At 49.6% G+C, this 17,596-nt stretch carries 15 protein-coding genes; 9 read left to right on the forward strand and 6 right to left on the reverse strand.

Annotated features, from left to right (window positions below):
• Positions 1 to 40 precede the first annotated feature (40 nt).
• Positions 41 to 1,852: a glutathione-regulated potassium-efflux system protein KefB gene (gene kefB, locus EO763_RS19970; RefSeq protein ID WP_161529976.1), complete on the reverse strand. Its 1,812-nt coding sequence runs from the start codon at positions 1,850 to 1,852 to the stop codon at positions 41 to 43.
• 1 nt (position 1,853) lies between these two features.
• On the reverse strand, positions 1,854 to 2,405 hold the full coding sequence (kefG, locus tag EO763_RS19975; RefSeq protein ID WP_161530450.1) for a glutathione-regulated potassium-efflux system ancillary protein KefG: 552 nt from the start codon (positions 2,403 to 2,405) through the stop codon (positions 1,854 to 1,856).
• Between the two features lie 125 nt (positions 2,406 to 2,530).
• Here kefG and EO763_RS19980 point away from each other — a divergent pair, with 125 nt between their 5' ends.
• The 3 genes from EO763_RS19980 to EO763_RS19990 all read left to right on the forward strand — a co-directional run bounded on the left by EO763_RS19980 (position 2,531) and on the right by EO763_RS19990 (position 6,897).
• Entirely contained in the window at positions 2,531 to 4,438 is a 1,908-nt protein-coding gene (locus EO763_RS19980) for an ABC transporter ATP-binding protein (protein WP_161529977.1), read from the forward strand.
• 226 nt (positions 4,439 to 4,664) lie between these two features.
• Positions 4,665 to 5,849 carry a toxic anion resistance protein gene (locus EO763_RS19985; RefSeq protein ID WP_161529978.1) on the forward strand — a complete coding sequence of 395 codons (1,185 nt, stop codon included), beginning with the start codon at positions 4,665 to 4,667 and terminating at the stop codon, positions 5,847 to 5,849.
• A 34-nt stretch (positions 5,850 to 5,883) separates the two neighbouring features.
• The gene (locus tag EO763_RS19990) at positions 5,884 to 6,897 is read left to right on the forward strand and encodes a 5-bromo-4-chloroindolyl phosphate hydrolysis family protein (RefSeq protein WP_161529979.1); all 1,014 of its coding nucleotides are present in this window, start codon (positions 5,884 to 5,886) and stop codon (positions 6,895 to 6,897) included.
• An 86-nt stretch (positions 6,898 to 6,983) separates the two neighbouring features.
• On the opposite strand, the gene EO763_RS19995 is transcribed toward EO763_RS19990, so the two are convergent.
• Positions 6,984 to 7,586 (reverse strand): LysE family translocator, encoded by a 603-nt coding sequence (locus tag EO763_RS19995; RefSeq protein WP_161529980.1) that lies wholly within the window; start codon positions 7,584 to 7,586, stop codon positions 6,984 to 6,986.
• Positions 7,587 to 7,692: 106 nt separating this feature from the next.
• Here EO763_RS19995 and EO763_RS20000 point away from each other — a divergent pair, with 106 nt between their 5' ends.
• The 3 genes from EO763_RS20000 to EO763_RS20010 all read left to right on the forward strand — a co-directional run bounded on the left by EO763_RS20000 (position 7,693) and on the right by EO763_RS20010 (position 9,958).
• Positions 7,693 to 8,730 carry a hydrolase gene (locus tag EO763_RS20000; RefSeq protein ID WP_161529981.1) on the forward strand — a complete coding sequence of 346 codons (1,038 nt, stop codon included), beginning with the start codon at positions 7,693 to 7,695 and terminating at the stop codon, positions 8,728 to 8,730.
• On the forward strand, positions 8,727 to 8,963 hold the full coding sequence (locus EO763_RS20005; RefSeq protein WP_102116844.1) for a YheU family protein: 237 nt from the start codon (positions 8,727 to 8,729) through the stop codon (positions 8,961 to 8,963). The genes EO763_RS20000 and EO763_RS20005 overlap by 4 nt, the downstream gene beginning before the upstream one ends.
• A 125-nt stretch (positions 8,964 to 9,088) precedes the next feature.
• Positions 9,089 to 9,958: a phosphoribulokinase gene (locus tag EO763_RS20010; RefSeq protein ID WP_161529982.1), complete on the forward strand. Its 870-nt coding sequence runs from the start codon at positions 9,089 to 9,091 to the stop codon at positions 9,956 to 9,958.
• Between the two features lie 38 nt (positions 9,959 to 9,996).
• Here EO763_RS20010 and EO763_RS20015 read toward each other — a convergent pair whose 3' ends face one another.
• Positions 9,997 to 10,404, reverse strand: coding sequence for an OsmC family protein (locus EO763_RS20015; RefSeq protein WP_010297044.1), 408 nt, complete (start codon positions 10,402 to 10,404; stop codon positions 9,997 to 9,999).
• A 373-nt stretch (positions 10,405 to 10,777) separates the two neighbouring features.
• Here EO763_RS20015 and crp point away from each other — a divergent pair, with 373 nt between their 5' ends.
• A complete protein-coding gene (gene crp, locus EO763_RS20020; protein ID WP_004090925.1) occupies positions 10,778 to 11,410 on the forward strand; it encodes a cAMP-activated global transcriptional regulator CRP in 633 nt (210 codons plus the stop codon).
• Between the two features lie 158 nt (positions 11,411 to 11,568).
• On the opposite strand, the gene argD is transcribed toward crp, so the two are convergent.
• Together argD and EO763_RS20030 are read right to left on the reverse strand one after the other, a co-directional pair.
• Positions 11,569 to 12,795, reverse strand: coding sequence for a bifunctional acetylornithine/succinyldiaminopimelate transaminase (argD, locus tag EO763_RS20025; protein ID WP_161530451.1), 1,227 nt, complete (start codon positions 12,793 to 12,795; stop codon positions 11,569 to 11,571).
• A gap of 119 nt (positions 12,796 to 12,914) precedes the next feature.
• Positions 12,915 to 13,490, reverse strand: a complete 576-nt coding sequence (locus tag EO763_RS20030; RefSeq protein WP_161529983.1) for an aminodeoxychorismate synthase component II — start codon at positions 13,488 to 13,490, stop codon at positions 12,915 to 12,917.
• Between the two features lie 680 nt (positions 13,491 to 14,170).
• Between EO763_RS20030 and pelA the strand changes: the two genes are divergently transcribed.
• On the forward strand, positions 14,171 to 15,295 hold the full coding sequence (pelA, locus tag EO763_RS20035) for a pectate lyase PelA (RefSeq protein ID WP_039492152.1): 1,125 nt from the start codon (positions 14,171 to 14,173) through the stop codon (positions 15,293 to 15,295).
• A 666-nt stretch (positions 15,296 to 15,961) separates the two neighbouring features.
• On the forward strand, positions 15,962 to 17,086 hold the full coding sequence (pelB, locus tag EO763_RS20040) for a pectate lyase PelB (protein ID WP_039492150.1): 1,125 nt from the start codon (positions 15,962 to 15,964) through the stop codon (positions 17,084 to 17,086).
• Positions 17,087 to 17,596 lie beyond the last annotated feature (510 nt).

The raw sequence follows: 17,596 nt of genomic DNA on the forward strand, positions 1-17,596 counted from the left end.
GGTTCAAAATGGCAAGTAAAATAGCCTAGAGAATAGGTTCTTACTCGTCGTCTTCATCCCACACACTAGGCCGACGGCGCTCGCGCAGCATTTCCCGTTGGAAAATATCCTCTAGCTCACGGCGTGCCTCTTTGACACGGGAGATTTGCGCGACATCCCCCGTCAATTGCGGCATCAGCTCACGCAGCATGCGCATATCCAGACGGCGGAAATGCTGTTGTGCACGCATCGCCTGATGTGGGTGCATGCCCACCGTCACCAGCGTTTTCCGCCCTAGCTCCAGCGCGCTGGAAAAGGTTTCGCGCGAGAAATGTTTTACGCCTGTCTGTAACAGTTCATGAGCTTCAACACGCCCGCGAGCCCGCGCCAGAATCTCCAGATTTGGAAAGTGTTGCTGACAGAGATGCACAATCTCCATCGTATCTTCCGGCGCATTACAGGTGATCACAATGGAGCGCGCTTTATCCGCACCCGCCGAGCGCAGCAGTTCCAGCTCCGTGGCATCTCCATAATAAACCTTATAACCATAACTGCGCATCAAGCTCACGGCGCTGATATCACGCTCCAGAACGGTAATCCGCATTTTGTTCGCCATTAATAAGCGGCCAATCACCTGCCCGAAACGCCCGAAGCCCACCACGATCACCTGCGGTTCGTCATCCTCGACATAGGGCTTCTCATCCGGTACATCCTGCACGTTATAACGACGCACCAGAATGCGGTCGATTAACTGCATCAGCAGCGGCGTCGTCATCATTGATAGCGTCACCGTCACCAACAACAGCGGCAATTGCTCACCTTTCAATACGTTGAATGAAGCCGCAGCGGAAAACAGGACGAAAGCGAACTCGCCGCCCTGACTCAGCACCCCGGCAAACTGCAAGCGCTCGGAGCGGCGCATTCGGTTAATCCGCGCCAGAAAGTATAAAACAGCCGCTTTCACCGCCACCAGCACCAATACCGCAAACATAATCTTCACGATGTGGGTGTAGAGAATCCCGAGATTCAGCGCCATGCCTACAGAGATAAAGAACAGGCCAAGCAGCAAACCTTTGAACGGCTCAATAGCGATTTCCAGTTCATGCCGATACTCACTTTCCGCCAGCAGAATACCAGCGATAAAGGTGCCTAACGCCATGGAAAGCCCTAATGCTTCCATAAACAGCGCAGAGCCGAGCACCAGCAAAAGCGCGGCGGCGGTGAACACTTCACGCACGCCGGATGCCGCAATAAAACGGAACAGCGGGCGCACCAAATAGCGGCCGCCGATTAACATGCCGAGAAACGCGGCGACCTTAAGACCAATCCGTTCCCAATCGCCGAAATCACCCTGCACACCAGCCAGAATCGGAATCAGCGCTAACGCAGGGATAACCGCCAAATCCTGAAACAGCAGAACGGAGAAACCTAATTGCCCCGATTCATTGCGGTTCATGCCCTTTTCGCGCATCAGTTGCAGCGCCATGGCCGTTGACGACATCGCCAGCCCCACGCCGCCGATCAGCGCGGACTGCCACGAGAAGTCCGTCAGATACAAGGCTCCGCCTAAAATCAGCGCACTCAGGCCGACCTGCGCGGCCCCCACGCCAAAGATCGAGCGACGCAGCGTCCAGAGCTTGGAGGGATTCAACTCCAGCCCGATGATGAACATCAGGAAAACGACGCCCAGCTCCGAGAAATGCAGGATGGCTTCCACATCGCGAATAAAGCCGAGCCCCCAGGGGCCAATGGCAATCCCAGCGATCAAATAGCCCAATACGGCACCAATCCCTAATCGGGCAGCGATCGGTACGGCTACTACCGCCACAAACAAAAATAAGACGCTGGCGGTCAGTAGCGCAGAACTCTCCATACTAGCGTTCCTCTTCAGGTAAAGGGGAGGATAGCCATTCACCGTAAGCTCTGGCTTGACTCGACAACACATCGGGCTGTAACCGACGCGCCCAGTAAACAATCATGGGGTGCATCCAATGCATACGGCACATTGCCGCCGTCAGCTCAAACGGGCGTAGCAAATCTTCCATCGGGTAGCGATTGTTCCCGTTGGGATGGTAAGCATCTTCCGGCTCACCGGTCGTAATCACCGAACGCCAGTATTTCCCCGCCAGCGCATTACCGCCGATCCCATTGGCAAAACCGCGGGATAACACCCTATCTAGCCACTCTTTCAACAAAGCCGGACAGCTGTAGGTATAAAACGGATGTTGGAAAACAATGATCTGATGCTCACGCAGCAGCTGTTGTTCGTGATGAATATCGATAAAAAAATCAGGATAGTGTGCGTAAAGATCGTGCACGGTTACATTCGCCAACTGCTGAGCCGGTTGCAATAAGATCCGGTTTGCTACCGAGTCCTGTGGTTCCGGATGGGCATACAGCAGCAAAATCTTCGGTGGCTGCGACATCATTCCCCTCCAAAGCGTCGTCATAATAATCGTTTTCCGTTACCATGCAGCGCAACGACTAAAAACAGGACACCGCGTGTCCTGATATGTCCACAATTTAACATACTCTGAACATACGGCGCTTTATGATTGTTTTCTCTTCGCTGCAAATTCGACGTGGTGTACGCGTTCTGATCGACAACGCGACAGCAACGGTTAATCCCGGCCAGAAAGTGGGTCTGGTTGGCAAGAACGGCTGTGGTAAATCTACACTGCTGTCATTACTGAAAGGTGAAATCAGTGCCGACGGCGGCAGCGCAACATTCCCGCAAAACTGGTCACTGGCGTGGGTTAATCAGGAAACGCCTGCGTTGGACAAACCCGCGCTGGACTACGTGATTGACGGCGACCGCGAGTTTCGCCAACTGGAAGCCGCGTTGCAGACCGCCAACGAAGAGAACGACGGTAATGCGATTGCCACGCTGCACGGCAAGCTGGATGCCATCCAAGCCTGGACGATTCAGGCCAGAGCATCAAGCCTGCTCAATGGGCTAGGATTTTCTCAGTCACAGCTACAACAGCCCGTCAGCGCCTTTTCCGGCGGCTGGCGGATGCGTTTGAATCTGGCACAGGCGCTGATCTGTCGTTCAGATCTGCTGTTGCTGGATGAACCGACCAACCACCTCGATCTGGATGCGGTTATCTGGCTGGAAAAGTGGCTGAAAAACTACGCCGGCACGCTGGTCCTGATCTCGCACGACCGCGATTTCCTCGATCCGGTCGTGACCAAGATTCTGCACATCGAACAGCAGTCGCTCAACGAGTACACCGGTAACTATTCTTCGTTTGAACGCCAGCGCGCCACTCGCCTCGCACAGCAGCAATCGCTCTATGAGCACCAGCAGGAGCGTGTCGCGCACCTGCAACACTACATTGACCGCTTCCGCGCGCAGGCGACCAAAGCCAAGCAGGCGCAAAGCCGGATAAAAATGCTGGAACGCATGGAGATGATTGCACCGGCGCATGTTGATAACCCTTTCCGCTTCAGTTTTCGCGCCCCGGAGTCGCTGCCCAATCCACTGATGAAGATGGAAAAGGTCAGCGCAGGCTATAACGACAAGCTAATTCTGGAATCGATCAAACTTAATTTAGTGCCGGGTTCCCGCATTGGGCTCCTCGGCCATAACGGCGCGGGTAAATCTACGCTGATCAAGCTGCTTGCTGGCACACTTGCCCCACTGAAAGGGGAAATCGGGCTGGCGAAAGGCGTGAGGCTCGGCTATTTCGCTCAGCATCAGTTAGAGTTTCTACGTGCGGACGAATCGCCCTTGCAGCATCTGGTACGTCTGGCAGAGCGGGAAACAGAGCAGCAGCTGCGTGACTACCTTGGCGGCTTCGGTTTTCAGGGCGACAAAGTCACGGAGATCACCGAGCGCTTCTCCGGCGGCGAAAAGGCCCGTCTGGTGCTGGCGCTGATCGTCTGGCAACGCCCGAACCTCCTGCTGCTCGACGAACCAACCAACCACCTCGATCTGGATATGCGTCAGGCGTTGACCGAAGCGTTAATCGATTTTGAAGGTGCACTGGTTGTCGTCTCGCACGATCGACACCTGATCCGTTCTACTACGGACGATCTCTATCTGGTACACGACCAGAAAGTAGAACCGTTCGACGGCGATTTGGAAGACTACCAACAGTGGCTGGTCGGCCTGCAACGTCAGGAAAATGCGGCCGATGAAACACCAAAAGAAAATATCGCCAACAGTGCGCAGGGCAGAAAAGATCAGAAACGCCGCGAAGCCGAGTTGAGAACGCAAACGCAGCCGCTGCGCAAACAGATAACCAAGCTTGAGCAGCAAATGGAAAAGCTGGGGGAAACGCTGGCAGCGCTGGAAGCCCGACTGGCGGACAGCGCCATCTATGACATCAGCCGCAAAGCCGAGCTCACCGACTGCCTGCAACAACAAACCAAAGTCAAAATCGAGCTGGAAGAAACGGAAATGTCCTGGCTGGACGCGCAGGAACAGCTAGAGCAGATGATGCAGAGCGAGTAAATTGCATTTACCCACCCGAGCGGGTGTCTCCCCGCTCGCTTTCCCACTTTTTTCTTTCCCTCTCACGACATTATCTCAACAAGTGATGATAAAGCGCATTGAGTGCAATATTTCCCCAAGGTAATATTTGGTGATTAATCTACTGATTTCTACACACTTACCTATTCACTGAGATTGAAGGCCGTCAGGCATAAAACGGCCGAACAATAAGCCAAGGACAACATTTATGATGGAAAATACGCCGTCTGTTTCTAAGGATTCCCTTTCTGCTACGTTCACCGCTTCTGGCAACAACGCCGTCACCACGACAGCAAGCGATGCGTTATCTGAACTCAACCTGTCGCAGCTTAGCGAGCAGGAGAAAAGCGAAGTATCGGTGCTGATCAATAAAATTGATATTACCGACCCTATGCTGTCCATCTCTTACGCAGCAAACACCATGGGCAATATTTCGCGTTTTTCAGAATCCTTAATGCAGGAAGTCAGAGTAAAAGATGCGGGCGTGATTGGTGAACAGCTGACAGACCTGCTGATGAAGGTAAAGTCGGTCGATCTCACCGTTTTTGACACTAAGCAAAGCTTCCTCGCCTCATTCCCATTGATAGGAAAACTGTTCAGCACCATCCAGCGTACGCTGCTGGAATATCAAACGCTGGCACAGCAGGTTGATACCGTTTCTAAAAAACTCGAAAGCGCCATGATGGAGCTCTTGCGCAATATCTCCACGCTGGAACAGCTCTTCATACGCAACCGCGAGTATTTTCAACAAATCACGCTGCATATCATTGCCGGCAAACAGAAATTGGCAGCGATTCAGTCTGGTGATCTAACCGCCGCACAGGAAAAAGCACAGCGAACCAACGACCCGATGGATATGCAGTACGTGCGTGATTTAGTGAGCAACATACAGCGCTTTGAAAGACGCCTGCACGATCTGATGATGTCCCGCACCATCGCGATCCAAACTGCGCCTCAAATTCGTTTGATGCAAAGTAATAGCCAGTCGCTCGCCGAGAAAATTCAGAGCAGCATTCTCTCCACAATTCCGTTGTGGAAGAGCCAAATCGTGATGGCGATAACGCTGCATTCACAGCGCAAATCGGCAAAACTGCAAAAAGAAGTCTCTGATACCACCAATGCCATGCTGAGAAGAAATGCAGAAATGCTCCAGCTCGGCACTGTTGAAACCGCACGGGAAGTCGAACGCTCGATTGTGGACATCGAAACCTTACGCGAGGTGCAAAGCCGCCTCCTGAACACCATCGAAGAAACCGTCACGATTGCGAATGACGCCAGAACCCGTCGGGCTGATGTAGAGAAAGAACTGGGCACGATGGAAACGGAGCTAAGAACGCGTCTGGCCGAGATTGCTGCGAACCAACAACACGCGATGCAGCAGCGTTCTGCATAAATAATTTCGTTTTGATAAGTGGTCTTCGTTGAATATGCAAAACGCATCTTCCCCTCAAAATGAGGGATGGCAAAAGAAATTAGGGCGTCTTTGCCTGACGCTATTTAAGATCTACGCCTTCGGCTGCATTGTTTTGATCGTCGGTGCGATCATCAGTATAGGGTTTCTAGATAAATTCTATCCAGACCTCATGGCAGATGAAAACGTTCAAGGAAATGTTTTAATGGTGACTACTTTCAGTTTAATTTTACTGTGGTACGCCATTACCCAGCGCCAGGTTGATATGATTTGGCCACTTCTAACAGGTATCATTTGGTTCATTACGCAAGATGCCCTATTCGTTTTGGGGTGGGTTGCCGCAGCATGGTGGATCATTAAATTTCTCACCGAGATTTCTCATCTTCGCGTTGGTACCTTGTGCCAAAGTCTTTTAGTTTTTGTCATCCTTATGGGCTATACCAGTGTACATCGGTTTGGTGAACACCCCTTCTATAATGCGGCGTTCGTCGTCTGTGTGATGTGGGGCGTCATATGCCATTACCGGGGAAAAACGCTTTTCAAAACAACGAAAAACCAGCCAAAGGCACAGGTTGCTGTACTCACACCAAAATCGCCACAGCCTTCCTCTTCCGTCATCACACCGCCCGTTCAGGAAGTGGTTACGTTTGAAAGTCGTATTGCCCAGTTGCAAACCCCACAGCAGCTCCCCAACGCACTGCTCGAAGAACTGAAAATTATCGTCGAGTACGCACAGCTTATTGTCACGTGTATGAAGGAAGATCCCAAGGATGTGGAGCCCGGCACGGCGTTTCTTAATCGCTACCTTCCTGCCGTAGAAAAAGTCGCGGGTGAGTTTGTCAGGCTTTCCACCCAATTAGAGAAACACGGCAAATCGGACGATTTTCTGCTGAAGAATATTACCGCGCTGAAAGCGCTGGGTTCCGCCTTTCAACAGCAACATGCACGGCTGCTGGAGAACGATACGTTGGATTTCGACACTGAACTTAATCTGGTTAATAACCTCTTAAAAACAGACGGTTATAAGTAAATACTACTGATGATATTCTGCTGATAGTGTGGTTCCTAAGTAGCGAGCGGAAAACCGCTCGCTACTTCATCTGAGCCAAATCAGCCTTAATGCCAAATCAACAGCACGCAAGCGGCGGTCAGCAGTCCCATTGACACATTAAAGATAATCCACGCTTTCTTACTGCGCAGCAGTCGTCCAATCATCGTGCCAAATCCGAGCCAAATGACGCCGGACACCAGATTGACCAGCACAATCCCGATGCTTATCGCGATCACGGACTGGTTATAGCCTTCCCCCGCCAGACTAAAGCTGGCAACCGCGCCCAGCGCCATGAGCCACGCTTTCGGGTTCAGGAATTGCAGCAACCACCCTTGATAAAATCGGATCGGCTGGGACGGCGCAGCGGACGTTTCCAGCCGTTCATAAGCCGCCGTGGCAATTTTCCACGCCAGCCAGAGCAGATAGGCGCTACCGAGGACTTTCAGGATAAAATGCAGCGAAGGATAGATCAGAATCAACCCACCGACACCGAATGCCACCAGCAGTAAAATACTCTGCATGCCCAGCATGATGCCGACCATCAGCCACAGTGAACGCATAAAGCCAAAATTCGCGCCCGAGGTAGTCAACAGCATATTGTTCGGCCCCGGTGTGATGGCCGCCACCCACAAAAAACCCAACATCGAGAGAAATAAACTCAGTTCCATTATTTGTGGGCGCTCCTGACCCAAATATCGTACCAACTGGCAGCATTGAAGCTAACAGTGTGATATTGATCGTACAAGAGCCGACAACAAGATTTTCATATCCTTTATGCATGACCATTTCCGTCCGCTAAGCGGCGCTCGTAACCCACATCTGCAAACGCTATTGCCGCGCCTGATTCGCCGTCACGCGAAGTTCTTGCCAGTCTGGCAAGCGCTCGAATTACCGGACGGCGATTTCGTCGATCTGGCGTGGAGCGAAGCGCCTGAACAGGCGCGGCACAAACCGCGCGTGGTGCTGTTTCACGGGCTGGAAGGCAGCTTTCACAGCCCTTACGCTCACGGCCTGTTGCATGCCTGTAAGCAGCGCGGCTGGCTGGCTGTCATCATGCATTTTCGCGGATGCAGCGGTAAGCCCAATCGGATGAAGCGTATCTATCATTCCGGCGAAACCGGTGATGCCAGCTATTTTCTGCACTGGATGCAGGAGACACTGGGCAATGCGCCTACCGCCGCTATCGGCGTTTCTCTCGGCGGTAACATGCTGGCCTACCTGCTCGCTCAGCAAGGCGAAGCCTGCTCCCTGTCCGCGGCCGTCATTGTTTCCGCCCCCTTGATGCTCGAACCCTGTAGCCGCAGGATGGAACAAGGCTTCTCTCGCGTCTATCAGCACTACCTGCTGCGTCTGCTGAAGCAAAACGCCGGTCGCAAGCTGGCGGCTTATCCAGATACACTGCCGATTCAGTTGCCGCAGTTGAAGCGAATCCGCCAGTTGCGAGAGTTTGATGACGTCATTACCTCACGTATCCACGGCTTCCACGATGCGGCCGACTACTATCGACGCTGTAGCGCCCTGCCGCTGTTGCCTCAGATTCGTAAACCGCTGCTCATTATCCATGCAAAGGACGATCCCTTCATGACGTCTGAGGTGATTCCCGATCTGTCGCAGTTACCGTCTAATATTGAATATCAACTGACGGAACATGGTGGGCATGTCGGCTTCGTCGGAGGAACGTTGATGAAACCGGAAATGTGGCTGGAACAGCGCATTCCCAATTGGCTTAGCCCATTTTTGGACCATGCCACTAATTCTTTTTCTTCAGGAACCTCTTATTCAGGAACTTTTCATTCAGGAGGAATAGCGTGATTATTCCCTGGCAACAGCTCGATCCAGAAACACTGGATAGCATCATCGAATCTTTCGTCCTGCGGGAAGGCACCGATTACGGCGAACAGGAGCGATCGCTGGCGCAGAAAGTGGAAGATATCCGCAGCCAGCTCCAATCTGGCGAGGTGGTGTTGGTGTGGTCTGAGTTACATGAAACCCTCAATATCATGCCCCGCAACCAGCTCAATGCCGGAGGACATGCCCCTTATTGAGCATGGCAAAAGTCGTGAAAGAACGCGCCAAACATGCTAACAATGATAACTAATTACGTCTTTTTTGAGGATACGCGCAGGCCTCCAGTCTATGCGAACCTCGCGATCACGGAGTCACGCGCCTTATGTCACATCAGCATCCGATTATTGCGGTTACCGGCTCCAGCGGAGCGGGAACCACAACAACCAGTCTGGCCTTCCGTAAGATTTTCCAGCAGTTTGATCTGCGTGCAGCCCAGTTGGAAGGCGATAGCTTTCACCGCTATACCCGCCCGGAAATGGATATGGCGATTCGTAAAGCGCGTGATTCAGGACGCCACATCAGCTATTTCGGCCCAGAAGCGAATGATTTCAGCCTGCTGGAACAGTCGTTTATCGACTATGGCCTGCACGGGCGCGGCCAGACGCGTAAATATCTGCATACCTACGATGAAGCAATTCCCTATAATCAGGTTCCTGGGACATTCACGCCGTGGGAGCCGATGCCGGAACCCACCGATATCCTGTTCTATGAAGGGCTGCACGGTGGCATAGTCACCGAGCAAAACGACGTGGCACAGCATGTCGATTTGCTCGTCGGCGTAGTGCCAATCGTCAATCTGGAATGGATTCAAAAGCTGATTCGTGACGTTAATGAGCGCGGCCACTCGCGTGAAGCGGTGATGGATTCCGTCGTTCGCTCGATGGAAGACTACATCACCTATATCACGCCACAGTTTTCTCGCACACACATCAACTTCCAGCGCGTGCCTACCGTGGACACCTCCAACCCGTTCGCCGCCAAGTCGATTCCCTCACTGGACGAAAGCTTCGTCGTGATTCACTTTCAGGGATTGGATAATATTGATTATCCCTATCTGCTCGCCATGTTGCAGGGGTCGTTTATCTCCCATATCAACACGCTAGTCGTTCCCGGCGGGAAGATGGGCTTGGCGATGGAATTGATTATGGCGCCACTGGTGCAGCGGTTAATCGAAGGGAAAACGATCGAATAAGCGAAACCGGGCACGGTAGTGTCGTGCCCAGAGAGAGATTAAGCCAGCACCCTAACTTCGTGGCTATGCGTCACCTCAACGGCTTTGCCCAGCATCAGTGCCACAGAACAGTACTTTTCCGCCGACAGGGCGACAGCTCGCTCGACAGCTTTGTCAGTCAATCCTTTTCCCGTCACGATAAAATGCAGATTGATGTGGGTAAATAAACGCGGCGCGTCAGACCGACGCTCTGACGTTAATTTCACCTCACAATCCGCCACATCGTTGCGACCTTTTTGCAGAATCGACACCACGTCAATCGCGCTGCATCCTCCTACGGACATCAATACCATTTCCATCGGACTGGGCGCTTTATCGCCAGAATTGCCGTCCATCAATATCTGATGCCCTGATGCGGATTCGCCCAAAAACGTTAAGCCTTCAACCCATTTTACCCGAGCCTGCATGATGCCTCTCCACTAAAATTTTTTTGAAAATTTATATCGTTACTGTACAAAAATCAGCGTTAATCAGAGCTTTGTCATGCTGAAGCGAGACAACACAAGACACATCCTTAAAGCTGTGTTAAAACGAAAATAGAATAGACCTTTTCTGGACAAACCCAGAAACGAAGAAGATGATTACGTGGCCAGATATACCCAGCCACGTTTACGATGCGGCAAGGCAGCAACCGGAAAATCAAGGGTACAGTGGTTCCAGTATATTCCCTGACGTCATTCTGCCTAGACTGAATTTTATTTTTTAGCAGTTAAACACGCCGTACAGGGAACTCTGACCCCTGTAATTTGCGCAGTGAATTACAACAGAGGATGATAGCGAATGGTTCTCGGCAAACCGCAAACAGACCCAACTCTCGAATGGTTCCTTTCCCATTGTCATATTCACAAGTATCCATCGAAGAGCACACTGATTCACCAAGGTGAAAAAGCAGAAACACTTTACTACATCGTGAAAGGCTCTGTCGCAGTGCTAATCAAAGATGAAGAAGGCAAGGAAATGATCCTCTCCTACCTCAATCAGGGCGATTTTATCGGCGAGCTCGGCCTGTTTGAAGAAGGTCAGGAACGCAGTGCCTGGGTTCGGGCAAAAACCGCCTGTGAAGTGGCTGAAATTTCCTATAAAAAATTCCGCCAGCTCATCCAGGTTAACCCAGATATTCTCATGCGTCTGTCTGCGCAAATGGCAAGCAGACTTCAGGTTACCTCTGAGAAAGTCGGCAACCTCGCCTTCCTTGATGTAACCGGCCGTATTGCCCAAACCCTACTCAACCTGGCCAAACAACCTGATGCCATGACGCATCCAGATGGCATGCAAATTAAAATTACCCGTCAGGAAATTGGGCAAATCGTTGGCTGCTCGCGTGAAACCGTGGGCCGCATTCTGAAAATGTTAGAAGACCAGAACCTGATCTCTGCACACGGTAAAACGATTGTCGTTTACGGCACTCGCTAAACCCCTGTCGCGGTACCCTACCAATAAAAAAGCGTGAAGCCTCGGCCTCACGCTTTTTTTATGCCGTGCCATCCCTGCCGCCACCCTTACGGGCCGTCGCAAGCGACGTTGAAAAACGTTCTCTACGTTTTTTTATCACTGCGCTTTTGGGAGCGTAATCAGTTTGCTGTGTTAACGACCTGCGCGACGGCTTTGGCGAACTTCGCCATCCCCTGCGCAATATCGTCTTCATCAATGATCAAAGACGGTACAAAGCGGATCACGTTAGGCCCAGCCATCAGTACCATAAGCCCCTGGGCCGTTGCGGCAGCCAGGAACTCGCCCGCGCGACCGTGCCATTGCGGTTTCAGTTCTGCACCCAGCAGCAGCCCCATACCGCGAACCTGTTCGAATACACCGTACTGCTGATTGATTTTCTCAAGCTCACTGACAAAGCGATCGTGACGATCCGCCACGCCTGACAACACGTCCGGCGTGTTAATGATATCCAGCGCGGCTTCCGCCACCGCACAGGCCAACGGGTTGCCGCCATAGGTGGTGCCGTGTACCCCAACCGTCATGGCCGATGCGATCTCTTCCGTCGTCAGCATCGCACTAATCGGGAACCCGCCGCCCAATGCTTTAGCCGTTGTGAGAATATCCGGCGTAATACCGTAATGCATGTAGCTGAATAATTTACCGGTACGCCCCATCCCGCTCTGCACTTCATCAAATACCAGCAGCGCCTTGTGCTGATCGCACAGATCGCGCACGCCTTGTAAAAACTCAGGCGTCGCAGGCGTAATTCCACCCTCGCCCTGAATCGGCTCCAGCACGACCGCACAGGTGTGATCGTCCATCACTGCTTTCACCGCAGCCAGATCGTTGAAGGGAACATGGACAATGTCCGCAGGTTTAGGCCCGAAACCATCAGCATATTTAGGCTGTCCGCCAACCGAGACGGTGAACAGCGTCCGGCCATGGAACGCATTGTAGAAGGCGATGATCTTGGTTTTATACGGACTATGGCGTTTAACCGCATAGTGACGCGCCAGCTTAAAGGCGGCTTCGTTAGCCTCAGCGCCGGAGTTAACAAAGAACACGCGGTCGGCAAAAGTGGCATCAATCAATTTGCTGGCGAGGCGTAGCGCAGGCTCATTAGTGAAAATATTGCTGGTGTGCCACAGCTTTTCACCCTGCTGCTGCAACGCGTTCACCAATGCAGGATGGCAGTGGCCCAACGCCGTGACCGCAATACCGCCGGAGAAATCGATATACTCGCGGCCTTCCTGATCCCAGACGCGGCTCCCTTTACCTTTCACAGGTACAAACTTCGCGGGTGCATAAACCGGCAAAATCACTTTATCGTGAGTATCCCGTGTCACTGCTTTCTGCTCTGCTACCATTTGCTGCCTCACTCTGCTGTCCATCATGTCGAAATGAAAATATAGTCAATAAATATGCATAAAAAATCAATTCCAGGCAATATTAAATCAGCTACTGAAGAGAATAACTTTCTATATGGCTAAATTTTAAGGAAATTATCCAAAAGCTGATGCCCTTGCTGGCTAAGAATGCTCTCTGGGTGAAATTGCACCCCTTCCAACGGCAATGCGCGATGGCGAATCCCCATAATCTCATCACGCTTGCCTTCATGTTCGCTCCAAGCCGTGATCTCAAAGCAATCAGGCAGTGATGCGGCATCAATAATGAGTGAATGATAGCGGGTGACCGTCAAAGGGTGAGCCAGCCCCGCGAAAACCCCCGTATCGCTATGCGCAATCGTTGAGGTTTTCCCGTGCATGACCTGCCGTGCTCGCACCACACGCGCGCCGAACGCCTGCCCCATCGCCTGATGGCCAAGACACACGCCCAGAATAGGCAGTTTATCGGCAAAGTGACGGATAGCAGCTAGCGAAATGCCCGCCTCATCCGGCGTACAAGGGCCAGGTGAAATGACCAATCGCTCAGGCGCAAGTTGCTCAATCTCTCGTAGCGTCAGTTCATCATTACGCTTCACCACGACCTGTGCGCCAAGCTCACAAAAGTATTGGTAAAGGTTGTAGGTAAAGGAGTCGTAGTTATCGATAATTAGCAGCATAGTCATTGCACTGTTAGTCGGAAAAGCCGTACTAACATACATGAAATCCGCGTCAGGTACCCGCCCTCGTCACCATCAAAGACAAAGGGGTCGCTCTCTTCGTTTAAGAAATTAGCATGATAATAATTTTATCGATCACAAATCATTTATTTCATCAGGAAACATCTTTATTAATAGGCCTTATTTATTATCACAATTCAGAGTAAACGATTACATTGAAATTATTTTTAACAAAAAAAATAATAAACAAAAACCTCCTATGAATTAATTCAGTTTTTTTAAAAGGAAGAAAAACTAAGGAGGTTATCTCTAAAGTGATATTTTTTGATAGCGATCACAATCGCTCAGAAAGCGAATAAACCACGCATATAAAATGGATAAAAAATAAAGAATCCAGATTGAAACGACAAAGATTAAAAAACATAACACAATGAATTTAAATGATTTAAATGGAAATTGGTTTCTATTTAAAAGTAATGAACACAAATCCTCTCAACTGTCCTCTGTTATTTAATTAATATATTTAACGCCCCATCTTGTATTGTTTATTTTTTCTGTTAACACTTAGAACGGCTTTATAGACAAACCTTAATTTCATTTTTGTTGAAACAGCCTTTTTAAATTACACAGGGTGTGTAGTGATCAATACCCAAAAAATTCTATGTCAAGGAGAGTACATAATGAAATACCTACTGCCTTCTGCAGCCGCTGGGCTGTTGCTGCTCGCGGCCCAACCGACAATGGCGGCAAATACGGGGGGTTATGCCACCACTGACGGCGGCGACGTTTCTGGTGCTGTGAAAAAAACGGCGCGTTCTCTGCAAGAGATCGTCGATATCATTGAGGCTGCGAAAAAGGACTCAAGCGGTAAAGCGGTCAAAGGTGGGGCCTACCCGCTCGTTATTACCTACAACGGTAATGAAGATGCGTTAATCAAAGCCGCCGAAGCTAACATCTGCGGCCAGTGGAGCAAAGATCCGCGCGGTGTGGAAATCAAAGAGTTCACCAAAGGGATCACCATCCTCGGAACCAACGGTTCTTCCGCTAACTTCGGCATCTGGATGGTTAACTCTTCCAACGTTGTCGTGCGTAACATGCGCTTCGGCTATATGCCGGGCGGCGCAAAAGATGGCGATGCCATCCGTATTGATAACTCGCCAAACGTCTGGATCGATCACAACGAGATCTTCGCCAAGAACTTCGAATGTGCTGGTACACCAGACAACGACACCACTTTTGAATCGGCTGTCGATATTAAAAAAGGCGCCACCAACGTCACGGTATCCTACAACTATATCCATGGCGTGAAAAAAGTGGGATTGAGCGGTTCAAGCAATACGGATACGGGTCGCGACCTGACTTACCACCACAATATTTACAGCGATGTTAACTCACGTCTGCCACTGCAACGTGGTGGTAAAGTGCATGCTTATAACAACCTGTATGACGGTATCAAAAGTTCAGGCTTTAACGTACGTCAGAAAGGGATCGCACTGATCGAAAGTAACTGGTTCGAAAATGCACTCAACCCAGTGACCGCACGTAATGACGATTCCAACTTCGGTACTTGGGAACTCCGTAACAACAACATTACCAGCCCATCTGATTTTGCTAAATACAAAATCACGTGGGGTAAACCATCCACACCGCACATCAATGCGGATGACTGGAAGAGCACCGGTAAATTCCCAGCCGTCCCATATAGCTACTCTCCAGTTTCTGCACAGTGCGTGAAGGATAAACTGGCAAGCTATGCCGGCGTAGGTAAAAACCTGGCGGTACTGACAGCAGCTAACTGTAAATAAACGCGTTAAGCCCGACGCATTCATTCTGCGCCGGGTGCTTTCTGAGCGAGTGCTTCGGCCTCGCTCATTTTTGAGAGTCCCGAGCAAGATTGTCAGCGTGACCGCCATGAAAATAGACGTCGTGCTAATGATAATTTAGCCAATAAGCCGCTACGAACAATGAGGTCTATTCTTCTTTTATCACGTAAAGAAACACCATATAGCGATTAATAATAATTATTTCTTAACAAACTAAAATTCACGATAAAATTAACTCATCACTCGAAAAATATTGAACATGTCTGTGATAGTATATTTTTACTTAAGGTAGTTTCTTACGTTGACGATAGCGATCGTCACAAGAAAAATAACGATTTAAAAACTAATCAATAAAGAAACTTGATTACATTTATTATCCACTAAAAAAATAACATCATGATTTACGGTTACTTTAAAAGAAAATTGTTTCCTATAAAATCAGAGTTATCCAATCATCAGTATTACAAAATGTTTCACCCCTAATACATTTAACATTTCACCCTTGAACTGATCTTATTTTTTGACCACACTTCCCTTGGTTTTTCACCAAAATTGAAATTCATTTTTGTTGAAAAATTTTTACCTGTTACATCGGGCATAGGGATCGATAAATGCCCATGAAAATTCTATTCCAAGGAGACAGTGATAATGAAATACCTATTGCCTACGGCAGCCGCTGGATTGCTATTACTCGCGGCTCAACCCGCAATGGCCGCAAATACGGGCGGCTATGCCACTACGGATGGTGGAGAAGTGTCCGGTGCCGTGAAAAAAACGGCACGTTCTATGAAAGAAATTGTGGATATTATTGAAGCCGCGCAAGTGGATTCAAAAGGCAAGAAAGTCAAAGGCGGTGCTTACCCGCTCATCATCACCTATAGCGGTAATGAAGACTCATTAATCAAAGCGGCTGAAAAGAATATTTGCGGCCAGTGGAGTAAGGACGCTCGCGGCGTACAAATCAAAGAGTTCACCAAAGGCATTACTATCCAGGGCACCAATGGCTCATCCGCCAACTTCGGTGTCTGGATTGTGAACTCTTCTAACGTTGTGGTACGTAATATGCGCTTTGGCTATATGCCAGGCGGCGCGCAAGACGGCGATGCCATTCGTATCGATAACTCCCCGAACGTCTGGATCGACCACAACGAGATCTTTGCCAAGAACTTTGAGTGTAAAGGTACGCCAGACAATGACACCACCTTTGAATCGGCTGTCGATATCAAAAAAGGGTCAACTAACGTCACGGTATCCTACAACTATATTCATGGCATCAAGAAAGTTGGCCTGAGCGGTGCAAGCAATACGGATACGGGTCGTAACCTGACTTATCATCACAATATCTACCGTGATGTTAACTCACGCCTGCCATTACAGCGTGGTGGTCTGGTTCACGCGTACAACAACCTGTATGACGGCATCACCGGTTCAGGCTTTAACGTGCGTCAGAAAGGAATCGCGCTGATTGAAAGCAACTGGTTCGAAAATGCGCTCAACCCAGTGACAGCACGTAACGACAGTTCCAACTTCGGTACTTGGGAACTCCGTAACAACAACATTACCAGCCCATCTGATTTTGCTAAATACAAAATCACCTGGGGCAAACCTTCCTCTCCTCACATCAATGCGGATAACTGGAAGAGTACTGGTAAGTTCCCTTCCATCTCCTATAAGTACACCCCGGTTTCTGCACAGTGTGTGAAGGATAAACTGGCAAACTATGCTGGTGTAGGAAAAAATCTGGCAGTACTGACAGCAGCTAACTGCAAATAAACGTGGTGAGGCTTTCTCCGTCGTATCAAGACAGGAAACGATAAGCCTGAATATCCCACGGCCGTGACTCTTCATACTGAGACAGGGTTATACCAGAGCGGGCTCTTAGAGCTCGCTCATTTTTTATGGAAACTCAGGCACGAGCATGGATATGTATTCTAAAATAAGCACCAATTAAATAGCGCACTAATTATATTATTAAAAATAAATAGCTGTATTTACTAAGAAAGAAAACCATCATTTAATTAATGATTAAATAATTAAAATAATAGTCATTCATCAACACATAATTAATTGATAATTTGATCGGTATCAAATATTTCTGACACCACCATCCCAATGAGGGAATTTTACTTATTTATTGATGTCGCTCACAGTTATTACCTTTATCAAATCGCGCCTATGACAGTGGCATAAAACGAAATGTAATTTTATTTTTCATAAAAATCATCAATATCCTTATTTTAGAAAAAATGAAAAAAATATTACCATTTAAAATAGATACTTATT

Source organism: Pectobacterium odoriferum (genome assembly GCF_009931295.1).
GTDB lineage: Bacteria > Pseudomonadota > Gammaproteobacteria > Enterobacterales > Enterobacteriaceae > Pectobacterium > Pectobacterium odoriferum.